12 protein-coding genes are annotated in these 13,801 nt (G+C 60.9%); 11 read left to right on the top strand and 1 reads right to left on the bottom strand.

What is annotated here, in order from left to right:
- Positions 1–200: 200 nt before the first annotated feature.
- From CD932_RS24200 to CD932_RS24185, 4 genes are all read left to right on the top strand, one after another.
- Positions 201–1,142, top strand: a complete 942-nt coding sequence (locus tag CD932_RS24200) for a nitronate monooxygenase family protein (RefSeq protein WP_094445456.1) — start codon at positions 201–203, stop codon at positions 1,140–1,142.
- Between the two features lie 85 nt (positions 1,143–1,227).
- The gene (locus CD932_RS24195) at positions 1,228–2,364 is read left to right on the top strand and encodes an acyl-CoA dehydrogenase family protein (protein ID WP_094445455.1); all 1,137 of its coding nucleotides are present in this window, start codon (positions 1,228–1,230) and stop codon (positions 2,362–2,364) included.
- A 19-nt stretch (positions 2,365–2,383) separates the two neighbouring features.
- Entirely contained in the window at positions 2,384–3,241 is an 858-nt protein-coding gene (locus CD932_RS24190) for an enoyl-CoA hydratase-related protein (protein WP_094445454.1), read from the top strand.
- A gap of 34 nt (positions 3,242–3,275) precedes the next feature.
- Positions 3,276–4,457, top strand: coding sequence for an acetyl-CoA C-acyltransferase family protein (locus tag CD932_RS24185; RefSeq protein ID WP_094445453.1), 1,182 nt, complete (start codon positions 3,276–3,278; stop codon positions 4,455–4,457).
- A 52-nt stretch (positions 4,458–4,509) separates the two neighbouring features.
- On the opposite strand, the gene CD932_RS24180 is transcribed toward CD932_RS24185, so the two are convergent.
- The gene (locus tag CD932_RS24180) at positions 4,510–5,802 is read right to left on the bottom strand and encodes an acyl-CoA dehydrogenase family protein (protein ID WP_217907362.1); all 1,293 of its coding nucleotides are present in this window, start codon (positions 5,800–5,802) and stop codon (positions 4,510–4,512) included.
- 144 nt (positions 5,803–5,946) lie between these two features.
- Here CD932_RS24180 and CD932_RS24175 point away from each other — a divergent pair, with 144 nt between their 5' ends.
- Genes CD932_RS24175 through CD932_RS24145 form a run of 7 tightly spaced genes read left to right on the top strand, consistent with a single transcriptional unit; the run spans position 5,947 to position 13,795 of the window.
- A complete protein-coding gene (locus CD932_RS24175; protein WP_254926773.1) occupies positions 5,947–7,299 on the top strand; it encodes an acetyl/propionyl/methylcrotonyl-CoA carboxylase subunit alpha in 1,353 nt (450 codons plus the stop codon).
- A 21-nt stretch (positions 7,300–7,320) separates the two neighbouring features.
- A complete protein-coding gene (locus tag CD932_RS24170; RefSeq protein ID WP_094445450.1) occupies positions 7,321–8,271 on the top strand; it encodes a hydroxymethylglutaryl-CoA lyase in 951 nt (316 codons plus the stop codon).
- Between the two features lie 13 nt (positions 8,272–8,284).
- Entirely contained in the window at positions 8,285–9,100 is an 816-nt protein-coding gene (locus CD932_RS24165; protein WP_094445449.1) for an enoyl-CoA hydratase-related protein, read from the top strand.
- Positions 9,093–10,628, top strand: a complete 1,536-nt coding sequence (locus CD932_RS24160; protein ID WP_094445448.1) for an acyl-CoA carboxylase subunit beta — start codon at positions 9,093–9,095, stop codon at positions 10,626–10,628. Before CD932_RS24165 ends, CD932_RS24160 begins: the two co-directional genes overlap by 8 nt.
- A gap of 17 nt (positions 10,629–10,645) precedes the next feature.
- Complete coding sequence (locus CD932_RS24155) at positions 10,646–10,861, top strand: acetyl-CoA carboxylase biotin carboxyl carrier protein subunit (protein ID WP_094445447.1); 216 nt, start codon at positions 10,646–10,648, stop codon at positions 10,859–10,861.
- 39 nt (positions 10,862–10,900) lie between these two features.
- The gene (locus CD932_RS24150; protein ID WP_094445446.1) at positions 10,901–12,916 is read left to right on the top strand and encodes an acetoacetate--CoA ligase; all 2,016 of its coding nucleotides are present in this window, start codon (positions 10,901–10,903) and stop codon (positions 12,914–12,916) included.
- Between the two features lie 36 nt (positions 12,917–12,952).
- Positions 12,953–13,795, top strand: a complete 843-nt coding sequence (locus CD932_RS24145) for an amidohydrolase family protein (RefSeq protein WP_094445445.1) — start codon at positions 12,953–12,955, stop codon at positions 13,793–13,795.
- Positions 13,796–13,801 lie beyond the last annotated feature (6 nt).

Raw genomic sequence — 13,801 nt, 5'->3', positions numbered from 1 at the left:
CGTTGCGTCACATTTAAATATACCGACGTGTCGGTTTGTGATATATTTTAATTGGCAATTGCCGAGACGGTGCCGGACGGCGTTGCTCATGCTGTGCCAACGCGCAATGGCGGGACCGGCGCGCTGAATGCAGGGCCGGCTGTTCGTTTGCGGCGCTGATTCCACACAATATTGCGCCAGGGCGCAAACACGGAGAAATCATGACAATGCTGAAGTTGTTCCAAGGCCGGTTGCGGCTTCCGGCAATCGTGGCGCCGATGTTTCTGGTGAACGGCCCGGAGTTGGTGATTGCCGCATGCAAGGCGGGGGTCGCGGCAAGTTTTCCATCCCTCAACGCCCGCAATGGTGACGTCCTTGCGCAGTGGCTCGGCCAGATCGGCGCGGCCCTTGAAAGCGGCGACGGCAAGCAAGCGTGCGCACCCTTCGGTATCAATCTCATCCTTCACAAGAGCAATCCGCGCTGCGACGACGATATTGCCGCAGCGGTAGCGCACAAGGTGCCTTTCCTGATTACCAGCCTGGGCAATCCGGCCAAGGTGGTCGACGCCGTGCGCAGCTACGGCGGCGTGGTGTTCAGCGACGTCATTAACGCGACCCATGCGCGCAAGGCGATCGAGGCCGGCGTCGACGGACTGATCGCCGTCGGTAGCGGGGCGGGCGGGCATGCGGGTACCCAGAGCTTGTTCAGCCTGGCGCGCGAGATTCGCCAATTCTGGGACGGTCCGCTGGTCTTGGGTGGCGCCATCAGTGACGGCGCCGGGATTCGTGCGGTCGAGGTGCTGGGGGCGGACATGGCGTATATCGGCACGCGCTTCCTGGCCACCCAGGAATCGATGGCTCCCGCCCAATGCAAGCAAATGATAGTCGACTCGTCTGCGGATGACGTTGCCTATACCGACGCAGTCTCCGGTACGCACGCCAATATGTTGCGCAAGAGTCTGCAAGGCGTCTATGGCGACGATTGGGAGGCGAAGGCCCGCGAGCGGCGCTCCGATGGCCCCAAGGCCTGGCGCGATGTGTGGAGCGCCGGACATGGCGTGGCCACCATTCACGACATCCCGACGGTCGCCGAGCTGGTCGAGCGCCTGCGCGACGAGTATCTGGCGGCGTGCCAGTTGCCGCCCAATCCTGCTTTGTACTGACGATTGCCGGGCGGGGCCGGGCCGCTTGCAGTGGTGGCCAAGTCGTAACATGGCTGTTTTCTTGAATGGGAATCGGAGAGTAGGGATGAACAAGCGGGAGATCTATTCGTCGGAACATGAGTTGTTTCGAAAGACGGTGCGGCATTTCCTGGAGAAGGAATTTGAGCCGAATCGGGAACGCTGGGAAGCACAGGGTCACTTCGACCGTGAATTCTTCAGAAAGGCCGGCGAGGCCGGCATCCTCTGCCCGACGCTCCCCGAGGAGTACGGCGGCGCTGGCGGAGATTTTCTTTATTCCGCGATTGTCCTGGAAGAGGGGGCCGCATTTTCGAACATAGGCCTGTCGCTGACCATGCATTCGGAGATTGTCGGGAATTATATTCTTCATTACGGCAGCGAGGAGATCAAGCAGCGCTTCCTGCCACGCATGGCCACTGGCGAGCTGGTCGGTGCATTGGGCATGACCGAGCCCGGTGCCGGCTCCGACGTGAAAGCCATACGCACCTCGGCCAATCTGGCTGGTGGCCATTATGTTCTGAACGGCGCCAAGACATTTATTTCCAACGCAACGGTGGCAGACTTCGTGGTGGTGGTCGCCAAGACGGACCCGGCAGCTGGCGCCAAGGGCGTCAGCCTGCTAATCGCCGAGAAAGACATGCCCGGTTTCACCAAGGGCGCGCCGCTCAGGAAGATGGGCCTGAAATCCCAGGATACGGGCGAACTGTTTTTTGCTGACGTGTGTATTCCCGTGGCAAATTTGCTTGGCGAGCAAGGCAAGGGCTTCACGTATTCGATGCAGGAATTGCCCTGGGAGCGCTTGCAGCTCGCCATTAGCGCGATGGCGGCCGCCGAAGCCGCGTTCCAATGGACGGTGGACTATGTGCGTGAGCGCAAAGCCTTCGGCCAATCGGTGCTCGATTTCCAGGCGACCCGTTTTTCTCTGGCGGAATTGAAAACCGAGATCCAGATAGGACGGATCTTCGTCGACCACTGCATCGCGCAATTGGCCAAGGGCGGGCTCGATTCGACCACGGCCTCCATGGCCAAGTATTGGTGCAGCGATTTGCAGTGCAAGGTGGTCGACGTGGGCGTGCAGCTCCATGGCGGCTATGGCTACATGTGGGAATACCCGATTGCGCGCGCTTATGTCGATGCGCGCGCCCAACGCATCTACGGTGGAACGAATGAGATCATGAAAGAATTGATCTCGCGTACCCTGTAAGACGAAAGGAGAACAGCTGATGTCACAGTGTGCATTTACGCTCAGTCATGAAAATGGCGTGTCGCATCTGGTCCTGAACAGGCCTGAGGTCATGAACGCCTTGTCTTTGGACACGCTGCACGCGATCGGTGGCGAGGTTAGGGCGATGGTGGCAACCGGAAATACACGCGCCCTGGTCATTTCCTCCACCGGCAAGCATTTCTCCAGCGGGATTGATTTGCAGCAGCTATCCGGGGCATTTGATGCCCTTGAACTCGATGATCCGCGCGGGCGGTTCCGCTTTCAACGCTGGTTGGCCGGCTTTATGGACGATCTGGACATCATGGCCAAGGCGCCGTTTCCGGTGATTGCCGCCATTCACGGAGGGTGCCTCGGAGTGGCCTTCGATCTCGTCCTCGCTTGCGATATGCGCTATAGCACCAGCGATGCCTTCTTCGTGGTGCAGGAAATCAATATCGGGACCATGCCGGACATGGGTACGCTGCAGCGCTTGCCCAAGCTGATCCCGGACGGCATCGCCCGCGAATACGCCCTCACCGGGCGCCGCCTGTTGGCGGCACGCGCCAGGGAACTCGGCCTGGTGAACGACACCTTTGCCGATGCGCACGCTCTGCTGGACGGCGCCATGGCGGTTGCGCACGAGATTGCCGCCCGTTCCCCGCTCGCTGTGGCGGGCTGCAAGGCGGCGCTCAATTTCGCGCGCGACCATTCGGTGGACGAAGGGCTGGCGCAGCAGCGACTGGTGCAGGCGGCCTTTGTGAGTCTGGCAGACATAGGCGAGGCGATGGCTGCCATGCAAGGCAAGCGCCCGGCCAATTTCGCCGATTGTCATCCAGACCTGCAAGGCCTTCGATCGGTTCATCAATTGAGGCAGTGATGACATTTTTTGACATACTTTAAGGATCATCCCCATGAACAAGGAAGTTGTTGTCTTAGGTGCGGCGCGTTCGGCGATTGGCGCATTCGGCGGTTCGCTGTCCAGCATGGAACCGGCCGAATTGGCGGGCATCGTGATGAAGGAGGCGGTTGCCCGCTCGGGTATCGATCCCATGGAGATCGGCAACGTCGTGGTCGGTCACTGCATACCGACCGATGCGCGCTATGCGTACGTATCGCGTGTGGCGTCGATTCAGGCCGGCTTGCCGATGGAGTCGATCGCCATGCAAGTGAGTCGCCTTTGCTCGTCTGGTTTGCAAGGCATCGTTAGCGCTGCACAAAGCATTATGCTCGGTGACTTCGAGTTTGGCATCGGCGGTGGCGTCGAAGTCATGTCGCGCGGCAGTTACATGATGCCGGCCTTGCGCTCAGGGGCACGGATGGGCGATGCTGCGGCGGTCGACATGATGGTGGCGATCCTGACGGATCCGTTTGGCGTCGGCCACATGGGCGTCACCGCAGAAAATCTGGCGGCCAAATGGCATATTTCACGTGAGGAGCAGGATGCCTTTGCGCTCGAGTCGCAACGCCGTGCCGCGCGGGCCATCGCGGCAGGGCACTTCAAGTCGCAGATTGTGCCGATCGTGCAGCAGACGCGCAAGGGTGAGGTCGTGTTCGATACCGACGAGTACGTAAAGGCCGACACCACGATCGAGGCATTGGCCAGGATGAAGCCGGCCTTCAAAAAGGACGGTACGGTTACTGCCGGCAATGCTTCCGGCATCAACGATGGCGCCGCCTTCTTCGTGCTCGCTTCTGCGGCTGCGGCGGCCAGGGCGGGGCGCACGCCGATGGCGCGCATGGTCTCGTATGCGGTGGCCGGAGTGCCAAATGACATTATGGGCGAAGGTCCGATACCGGCCTCGAAGCTGGCGCTCAAGAAAGCCGGGCTCAAGCTCGACCAGATGGATGTGATCGAATCGAATGAAGCGTTCGCCGCACAGGCGATCGCGGTCAACAAGGGCTTGGGACTCGATCCGGCCAGGACCAATCCGAATGGCGGCGCGATCGCGCTCGGTCATCCGGTCGGTTGTTCCGGCGCGTTCATTGCAACCAAGGCCATCCATGAATTGGAGCGCATCGGCGGAAAGTATGCCCTGGTCACCATGTGCATAGGGGGCGGCCAGGGCATTGCCGTGATATTCGAACGATACTGAGGAGGCGAGGCGGGCGGCAAGATTGCCGCCGCGCCCGCTTTCATCCATCCACTCAGCTGCGCCGTTGATCCAGCTTTTTCCCCAGTACCTGCGAAGCGATCACGTTCTTGAGCACTTGCGTGGTGCCGCCGGCGATGGACGACACGATCACATCACGGAAGCAGCGCTCCGGTGGAAACCCGCTGACCAGGCCGTTTCCGCCCAGGATTTGCACCGCCTTCCAGCAGACGTCCCGCGCCACGTCCGCCGCATGCAGTTTGCAGGCCGACACAGCGAGGGCTTTCGGGAATTTTCCACCGTCGGCCGTCAAGGCCGCATGATAGGTCATGTAGCGCACCGATTCAATCTGCGTCCACATTTCCGCGATCATGTGATAGATGGCCTGAAATTCGTTGATGGGCTTGCCAAACTGGGTGCGTTGATCCGCGTAGGCTACTGCCTCGTCAAACGCGCCCTGTGCCAGTCCCAGGCACATGGCGGAGATGTACAGGCGCTCCATGTTGAACGCTTGCATCAGCTTGCCAAAACCGCCTTCGCCCACCAGAAAATTTTCTTTCGGAATCCGGCAGTTTGTAAAGTGCAGTTCACCGTGCGGCGAGCCTCGGGCGCCCATGAACTCGGGCCCTGTTTCCATGGTGAGGCCCGGCGTTCCCTTTTCGACCAGAATCGCCCCTATCCCTTTGAGCCCGGGCGTGCCATTCCAGCGCACAAACGTGGCGTACAGATCGTAATGGGGGGCGCCAGTGATGAATTTCTTCACGCCGTTGATGACGATGTCGTCGCCGTCAAACACGGCCGTCGTTTCGATATCGGTCGTCGCGGAACCGAAATCGGGCTCGGTCAGTGCAATCGCTGCGGTTTTTTGTCCCGAAGCGATCTGGCGCAGGTATTTTTCTTTGACCAGCTCATTGTCCGACATCATGATGACGGATGGACCGGTGCAGGTGGTGGAAAACAGGATATCGCCCGCCATCCACGATTTCATGGCCCGGCACGCCTCCTCCACGGCCAAGGCAAATTCAATCGCGCTCAGATTCTTTCCGCCATATTGCGTTGGAATCGTCAAACCGGCCAGGCCCATCTCCACCGAGTCCTGCACCATTTCCTTTAGCGGCGCCGCGTCGTTGCGGTCGATCTCCTTGGCGAAGGGCGCCCACTTGTCGCCGAACGCCTTGGCGCGTTCCTTGATTTCTTGCTGCTGTTGGGTGAGGTCAAATGCGGTGGCATCCATTCTATTTTCTCCAATCGGGGGTGGGGGGATTTCTGGCAGGTGTGCGGGGCGAACGAGCGTGCCGGCACGAGTTGATCTGTCCTTTATAATAGACCGACGCGTCGGATTTGTCAATGAGACGGATGTGACGCCAGATACTGGCCGCTACCTTCCAGAAAGTAAAAATATAATCGCGTTTCTGGCATTGCATTAACCGACGTGTCGGTTTATTATAAGTCCAGGACGGGCTAATTTGCCGAATGGGAGAAAGCAATGAGTGTGAAATTGATAGTCGCAAATCGCGGTGAAATCGCCTGCCGCGTCCTGCGCGCGGCCAAGTGTCTTGGCTTGCCGACGGTGGCCGTTTATTCCGAGGCCGATGAGGGGGCGCCGCACGTGGCCATGGCCGACGAAGCGGTGCTCATTGGTCCCGCGCCGGCGGGACAGAGTTATCTGGATCAGGACAAGATCATGGATGCCGCCAGGCGCACCGGAGCGACCATGCTCCATCCTGGTTATGGCTTCCTTGCTGAAAATGCCGGTTTCGCCCGGCGATGTGCCGACGAAGGCGTGCGTTTCGTCGGTCCGTCGCCGGACGTCATCACGGCCATGGGCGACAAGGAGCAGGCGCGCCGCATTGCCATCGAGGCGGGCGTGCCGGTCTCGCCGGGGACCGGCAAGCTGGGACTCGATGCTGCTGTCGCCATGGCCGAGGCGCGGCGTGTCGGCTTTCCCTTGCTGGTCAAGGCGGCGGCCGGCGGCGGCGGCATCGGCATGCGCCTGGTCGGCGACGAGGCGGCTCTGGCCGCGGCGGTGGAGACGACCCGCTCGTTGGCCGAGCGCGCATTCGGCGATGGCTCTGTGTATCTTGAACATTTTGTACAGCGCGCCCGCCACATCGAGGTACAGGTGTTCGGCTTTGGCGACGGCAAGGCGGTCCACCTGTTCGACCGCGATTGTTCGGTGCAGCGGCGACATCAAAAAGTCATCGAAGAGGCCTCGTCGCCCTCGCTCACGGACGCGATCCGCACGCAAATGACGGCGGTCGCGGTGCGCCTTGCGGCGGCCTGTCGCTACGAGGGCGCCGGCACGGTCGAATTCATGTACGACGAGCAGAGCGGACGATTCTTCTTCCTCGAAATGAATACCCGGATCCAGGTGGAGCATCCGGTGACGGAGCTGGTGACCGGTGTCGACCTGGTGGTGGCGCAACTGCGGCAGGCGCTGGGCGAAGATTTGTCGCGCGAGCTGGCCCAGGAGCGCATCGGCATCCACGGTCACGCAGTTGAAGCGCGCATTTACGCCGAGCGGCCAGCCAAGAACTTCATGCCCTCGCCGGGGCCGCTCAATGTCATGCGCCTGCCCAGCGGTGACGGCCTGCGTATCGATACGGGCTTTCGCGAGGGAATGAAGGTCACGCCGTTCTACGATCCGATGCTGATGAAGGTGATTGCCCATGGTGGCGACCGCAAGCAGGCCATTGCCCGCCTGCATGCGGCACTGGGCGACGTGCTCATCGAAGGTATCGAGACGAATGTGGCGTTCTTGCGCAACATCCTGGCTCACCCGACGTTTGTGGCCGGGCAGGTGCACACAACCTGGCTCAATGATGCGATCAAGGAGTTGGTATGAGCGTACAGCGGGAGGGAAACCATGTCTGATTTGCCCAAGTTCGTGACGATACAGGAAGAGGGGCCGCGTGAAGGATTCCAGATCGCGAAGTCGCCCATTGCGACGCGCGACAAGGTGCGCCTGATCGAGGCGTTGGCCGAGACGGGATTGAAAAAAATCGATTGCGTTTCCTATGTCAATCCGGCAAGGGTTCCCGGCATGGCCGATGCGGACGACGTCGCGCGCCTGATCCACAAGCGGCCTGACGTCACTTATACCGGACTGTGGTTGAACCGGCAGGGTTTCGAGCGGGCGCTGGCGCTGCCGCTCGACCTGATCGGCTCGTTGATGGTGTCCGCCTCGTCGACTTTCAGCAGCAAGAACACCGGCAAAAGCATAGACGACACCTTCGCCGATCAGTTGGCGACCTTGCGCCTGTATCAGCAGCATCAGGTCGAGGTCCGCTGGGGCATCGTCTTTACGGCATTCGGCTGCAACTATGAGGGCGAGGTGCCGGTCCAGACGGTGCTCGACCGGTGCGCCCGCATGCTGGCGCTCGCCGCCGGCGAGGGCGTGGCGCTCAAGGGCCTCTATCTGGCCGACACCGTCGGCTGGGCCAATCCCGCGAGCATCGAGCAGCGGATCGGCGCCGTGCGCGAGCGCTGGCCGGATTTGCGGATCGGCCTGCACTTGCATGACACGCGCGGCACCGCCATGCCCAACGCCTACGCGGCCCTGCAAATGGGAGTCGATCAGTTCGACAGTTCCTGCGGCGGACTGGGCGGCTGCCCGTTTGCGGCGCACAAGGGAGCGGCGGGCAACATTTGCACCGAAGACCTTGTCTTCATGTGCCACGAAATGGGGATCGAAACCGGTATCGACCTTGAGCGTCTCATCGAATGCGCGCAGATGGCCGAAGCCATTGTCGGCCATCCGCTGCCCGGAAAAGTCATGAAAGGTGGAAGCCTGGCGCGCTTTCGTCAACCATCGTAATGAAAGGGATCAGATGAAATACGAAACAATTACCGTTTCCATCGATGAACGTGGCGTCGGCCTGCTGACCTTGAATCGTCCGGACGTGCACAACGCGATGAATAGCCTGATGTGGGACGAGGGACGGGACGCGACGGCGATGCTGGAACAGGATCGGCATGTGAGGGCGGTGGTGCTGACCGGCGCGGGCAAGAGCTTTTGCGCCGGCGGCGACCTGAAATACCAGCTTGCGCAGGGTAACGTATCGCGCGACACGAAGTTTCTGGAGGCACGCAAGCTGGCGCAATGGCTGCGCGATCTCGATACCTTGTCGAAACCGCTGATCGGGCGCATCCAGGGGCCGGCCTACGCCGGCGGCCTGGGGCTGATCTCGGTCTGCGATATTGCCATCGGCCTGCAGTCGTCGGTGTTCTCCATCACCGAGGCGCGCCTTGGCCTGATCCCCGCGATGATCTCGCCCTACGTGCTGCGGCGCATGGGTGCGGCCAAGGCGCGCCGCTATTTCCTCAATGGGCGGCGCTTCGATGCGGCCGAAGCGGTTGATCTGGGACTGCTGGACCGCGCCGTGGCGGTCGATGAACTCGACGCGGCGGTCAATGAGGAGATCGAGCTGGTGCTGCAGTGCGCACCGGCCGCCGTGGGCACCATCAAGCGCCTGATCGACTACGTCTCGAGTCATCAGATCGAGGACAACTTCAACTACACGGTCGAGCGCATTGTCGAGATGTGGAGTGCGCCTGAAGCCATCGAAGGCCTGTCCAGTTTTGTAGAGAAGCGCAAGCCCTCATGGGTACGCGTTGCACACAGCGAAGGGAACTGCAATGACTAATACAAAAACGGCGCAGCTGCGTGCCAAGGTCGACCTGGCGCTGGCCGGCGGCACCGCCAAGGCGCGCGCCAAGCATGTCGATGCCGGCAAACTGATGGTACGCGATCGATTGAAACTGCTGTTTGACGAGGGCGCGGCATTCGAGGATGGTCTGTTGGCAGGCAGCGCACGCGAGCTGCCTGCCGATGCCATCGTGACGTGCATCGGCAAGGTGAACGGACGCGATGTGGCCGTCATTGCCAACGACATGACCGTCAAGGCGGGCTCCTGGGGCCATACGACATTTCTCAAGCTCACGCGCATGCAGGAAGTGGCCAAGGAAGCCGGTATTCCCCTGGTGTACCTGGTCGATTCCGCCGGTGCGCGGGTCGATGAACAGGCCGACAGCTATCTTGGCCGTCGCGCCTGGGGCAACATCTTCTACAACCAGGTGGTGACATCGGGCATCGTGCCCCAGGTCTGCGCCTTGTTTGGTCCCTCTCCGGCCGGCGCTGCCTATATCCCGGCGCTGTGTGATCTCACCATCATGGTCGACAAGCAGGCGACAGCCATGCTCGGTTCGACGCGGATGGCAAAAATGACGATCGGCGAGGACATCAGCGAGGAGGAGCTGGGCGGCGCGCGCATGCACTGCGCCGTCAGCGGACTGGGCGATGTATTGGTCGAATCAGACGAACAGGCGATTGCCAAAGTGCGCGCCTATCTGTCCTACCTGCCATCGGTGTGGAGCGACAAGCCGCCGCGCGCCGCGCCGCTGGCGCCGAAGGTGCTGGCCAAACCCCTGGAAGACATCATTCCGGCCAACCAGAATGTGCCGTATGACGTGAAGCTGCTGATCGACGGCCTGGTCGACGCTGACTCGTTCTTCGAGGTCAAGGCACTGTTCGCGGCGGAACTGGTGACCGGCTTCGCGCGTCTGGGAGGCATGCCGGTAGGCATCATCGCCAACAATTCCAAGGTGAAGGGCGGTGTCTTGTTCGTCGACAGTTCGGACAAGGCGACGCGGTTTATCTGGATGTGCAATGCCTTTAACGTACCGTTGCTGTTCCTGCAGGATGTCAGTGGCTACATGATTGGCAGCAAGATGGAACGCGCCGGGATCATTCGCCATGGCGCCAAACTGTTGTCGGCCGTCTGCGAGTCGACCGTGCCGCGCATTTCGGTGGTGGTCCGCAAGGGATATGGCGGCGGCTATGTCGCCATGTCGGGCGCCTCGACCCATCCCGATGCCTTGCTGGCGTTGCCAACCGGCATGTCCGGGCTGGTCGGGCCGGAAGCGGCGATCAATGCCTTGTATGCGAAACAGGTGGCGGAAATGCCCGAGCAGGATCGCGATGAGTTCGTCAGGATCAAACGGGCCGAATATGCCAAGGACATCGACGTCATGGGCATGGCGGCGGACCGCTTCCACGTCGAAGCGGTGGTCGAGCCAGGTCATCTGCGCGATGAGCTCATTGCGCGCTTCAACATTTACAGCCGCCGGCAGAACAAGCCTATCGAACGCCGTTCGGCGGTCCACCAAGTTTAACGTTTAGCGAGCAGATCATGACAAAGCAAATTACGGCGCCGATGGCGGGAACCATGTGGAAAGTACTGGTGCAGGAAGGCGAGCGCTTCGCTGCCGGCCAGTCGCTGGCCATTCTCGAGTCCATGAAAATGGAAATTCCGATCGAGAGCGAAGTCGACGGCACGGTCGACAAGATCATGGCGCCGGAAGGCACCGTGGTCGACGAGGGCAGCGTCGTGCTGACCTGGTTTTAAGTTGTACGCCCAATCATTACTTGAGCCGGAAGGGACACCATGATCCAGGAAGGGGACTTGCTGTGGACACCAGGCGAGCCGTTCGCCCAGGCGTCGCAATTGACTGCCTACATGCGCTGGCTGGCGCAGGAGCGCAAGCTGGCATTTGACGACTATGGCGCGCTGCGCCAGTGGTCGGTGGACCACCTCGACGACTTCTGGTCGTCGATCTGGGACTATTTTGAGATCCATTCCATCACGCCGTATCAACGGGTACTCGACACCCATCAGATGCCGGGCTGCAAGTGGTTCGAGGGTTCCCGGGTCAACTACGCCGAGCATATCCTGCGTGCCGAGCGTGGCGCCGCGGCCGACAAGGTGGCGCTGTATTTTGCCTCGGAATCGACGCCCCTGCAAACGATGTCGTGGCATGAACTGGGCCGGCAGGTGCGCCAGCTGGCCACGCAACTGCGCGCCCGCGGCGTGGTGGCCGGCGACTGCGTGGTGTCCTACATGCCCAATACCCCGCAGACGCTGATCGCCTTTCTGGCCAGCGCCGCCATCGGCGCGGTCTGGTCGTCGTCGGCACCGGAGTTCGGGGTGCAAACGGTGCTGGACCGTTTCGCGCAGATCAGGCCCAAGGTCCTGTTCGCGTGCGATGGCTATCGTTTCAATGGCAAGGAATTTTCCCGCGAAAGCGAGGTGCGCGATCTGGCGGCGCAGCTGCCGAGCGTCGAACAGGTCGTTTGCGTGCCCATCCTGCAGGCGCGACGCACCGATGCCCTTGTCGCGCACGGCGTCCTTTGGTCGGACCTGTTCCAGGGCAAGGATGTGCCGGCGGACGCGTTCGAATATGAATATGTTCCTTTCGACCACACCTTGTGGGTGCTGTTTTCATCGGGGACGACCGGGCTGCCCAAGGCGATTGCGCAGAGCCACGTCGGGATCCTGGCGGAACACTACAAGCTCGTCTGTCTGCACATGGACCTGACGCCGGCCTCCGTCATGTTCTTCTATTCATCGACCGGATGGATGATGTGGAACGTGGTCGTGTCGTCGCTGCTGTCGGGTGCCGCGATCGTGCTGTACGACGGTAGTCCGATGCATCCCGACCAACACCGTTTATGGCAAATCGCCCAGGATGCCGGGGTAACGTACTTCGGGGCAAGCGCGGCGTTCCTACAGATCATGCGCAAGAATGGCGTCGTCCCCAAGGACCATTTCCAGCTCAAGATACGGGCTACCTTGACCGGCGGCTCGCCGGTTGGCGCGGAACTGTTCGCGTGGTTCTATGAGAACGTGGCCCGGGATTGCTGGTTCAGTTCACAATCGGGCGGCACCGAGACCTGCAGCTGTCTGGTCACCGCGGTGCCGACCCAGCCTGTGTATGCCGGCGAAATTCAGGCGCGCGCATTGGGCATCGATCTGCAGTCGTGGAATGACGATGGGCAGGCGATGGTTGGCGAGGTTGGCGAACTGGTGATACGCAAGCCGTTTCCTTCCATGCCGCTACGCTTCTGGAATGACGCCGGCGACCGGCGCTATCGCGAGGCCTACTTCGACGTCTTTCCCGGCGTCTGGCGCCACGGCGACTTCATCAAGATCAACGCGCGTGGCGGATGCTTTATTTACGGCCGTTCCGATTCGACGCTGAACCGATTCGGGGTGCGCATCGGCACTGCCGAGGTGTACCAGGCCCTGGAAAAAATGCCGGAACTGGCCGACAGCCTGGTGGTGTGTTGCGAGTTGCCGGGGGGCGCCTTTTTCATGCCCCTGTTCGTGGTGCTGAAGGCGGGCGCGACCTTAAACCAGGCGCTGATCGAGCGCATCAACACGCAGTTGAAACACGAAGCCAGTCCGCGCCACGTGCCGGACAAGATCTACGCCATCGATGCGGTCCCCTACACGCTGACGGGGAAGAAGATGGAGGTGCCGGTGCGCAAACTTCTGATGGGCCTGCCGCTGGAAAAAATTGCCAGCCGTGATGCGATGAGCAACCCGGCGGCGATCGACTATTTCATCCGCTTTGGCCAAGAGGCCCGCGACTACGACCGGCGCGGCGCGCTGGCGCTGTAGCCGCAGACGATTATCTATCTGTTATTGGAGACAACTATGGCCATCGACTTTCATTGCAATTTGTTTACCCCGGAAGCGATCAAGAAGAACTGGTACGACGCGCCGGAGATGTATCGGCTCATCAAGTGGTGGAAAATGGAGGACCGCGTGCAGGGCAAGACGGTCGCGGAGTTCCTGGCCATGATGGATGAAGCCGGTTGCGATACAACCCTGGTTCCCGCGATCCGCATGTTTTCGTACAAAAAGAAGACCCTGGTGTGGAACATCACGGAGGAGGAAGTCTTCGAGGTCGTCAAGCTGTCGGGCGGACGCATTCAGGGCCTGGCGGGATTCAATCCTTTGCTGGGTATGGAAAGCGTGCGCCAGGTGGAAAAGGCGGTGCGCGAATATGGCTTCAAGGGCGTCTATATCCACCCCTATGGCTGGGGCATTCCTCTCAACCACCGGCAGTTTTATCCCCTGTATGCGAAGTGCGCCGAGTTGGGCGTGCCCGTGTCGATGCAGGTCGGCCACTCCGCCGAGCATATGCCCAATGAGTTTGGCCGCCCCATCCACATGGACGACATTGCCCTTGATTTCCCCGAGCTCAATATCATCGGTGCCCATACCGGCTGGCCATGGACCGAGGAAATGATGTCGCTGGCCTGGAAGCATGAAAACGTCTATCTGGGCATCGATGCCCACAACCCGAAATACCTTGAGCCATCGCTGGTCCAGTTCATGAAGACGCGCGGCCAGAACAAGGTCATCTGGGGCACCAACTATCCGGCCGTGATGCACAAGGAGGCCATCGAGATCATCCGTAACGAGCTGGGACTGTCGGAAAAAGTCGCCAACAAGGTGCTGCATGAGAACGCGGCGCGGGTCTACAAGTTGTAATGGGGC

This window comes from Janthinobacterium sp. PC23-8 (genome assembly GCF_002250505.1).
Classification (GTDB): Bacteria; Pseudomonadota; Gammaproteobacteria; order Burkholderiales; family Burkholderiaceae_D; genus Janthinobacterium.
The sequence above is the reverse complement of the archived record's forward strand: the minus strand, read 5'-3'. Positions and strand labels throughout refer to the sequence as shown.

Bases quoted from the DNA above. Each gene is read 5' to 3' on its own strand.
- CD932_RS24200 (WP_094445456.1), top strand. From the start codon at position 201: ATGACAATGCTGAAGTTGTTCCAAGGCCGGTTGCGGCTTCCGGCAATC.
- CD932_RS24195 (WP_094445455.1), top strand. From the start codon at position 1,228: ATGAACAAGCGGGAGATCTATTCGTCGGAACATGAGTTGTTTCGAAAG.
- CD932_RS24190 (WP_094445454.1), top strand. From the start codon at position 2,384: ATGTCACAGTGTGCATTTACGCTCAGTCATGAAAATGGCGTGTCGCAT.
- CD932_RS24185 (WP_094445453.1), top strand. From the start codon at position 3,276: ATGAACAAGGAAGTTGTTGTCTTAGGTGCGGCGCGTTCGGCGATTGGC.
- CD932_RS24170 (WP_094445450.1), top strand. From the start codon at position 7,321: ATGTCTGATTTGCCCAAGTTCGTGACGATACAGGAAGAGGGGCCGCGT.
- CD932_RS24165 (WP_094445449.1), top strand. From the start codon at position 8,285: ATGAAATACGAAACAATTACCGTTTCCATCGATGAACGTGGCGTCGGC.
- CD932_RS24160 (WP_094445448.1), top strand. From the start codon at position 9,093: ATGACTAATACAAAAACGGCGCAGCTGCGTGCCAAGGTCGACCTGGCG.
- CD932_RS24155 (WP_094445447.1), top strand. From the start codon at position 10,646: ATGACAAAGCAAATTACGGCGCCGATGGCGGGAACCATGTGGAAAGTA.
- CD932_RS24150 (WP_094445446.1), top strand. From the start codon at position 10,901: ATGATCCAGGAAGGGGACTTGCTGTGGACACCAGGCGAGCCGTTCGCC.
- CD932_RS24145 (WP_094445445.1), top strand. From the start codon at position 12,953: ATGGCCATCGACTTTCATTGCAATTTGTTTACCCCGGAAGCGATCAAG.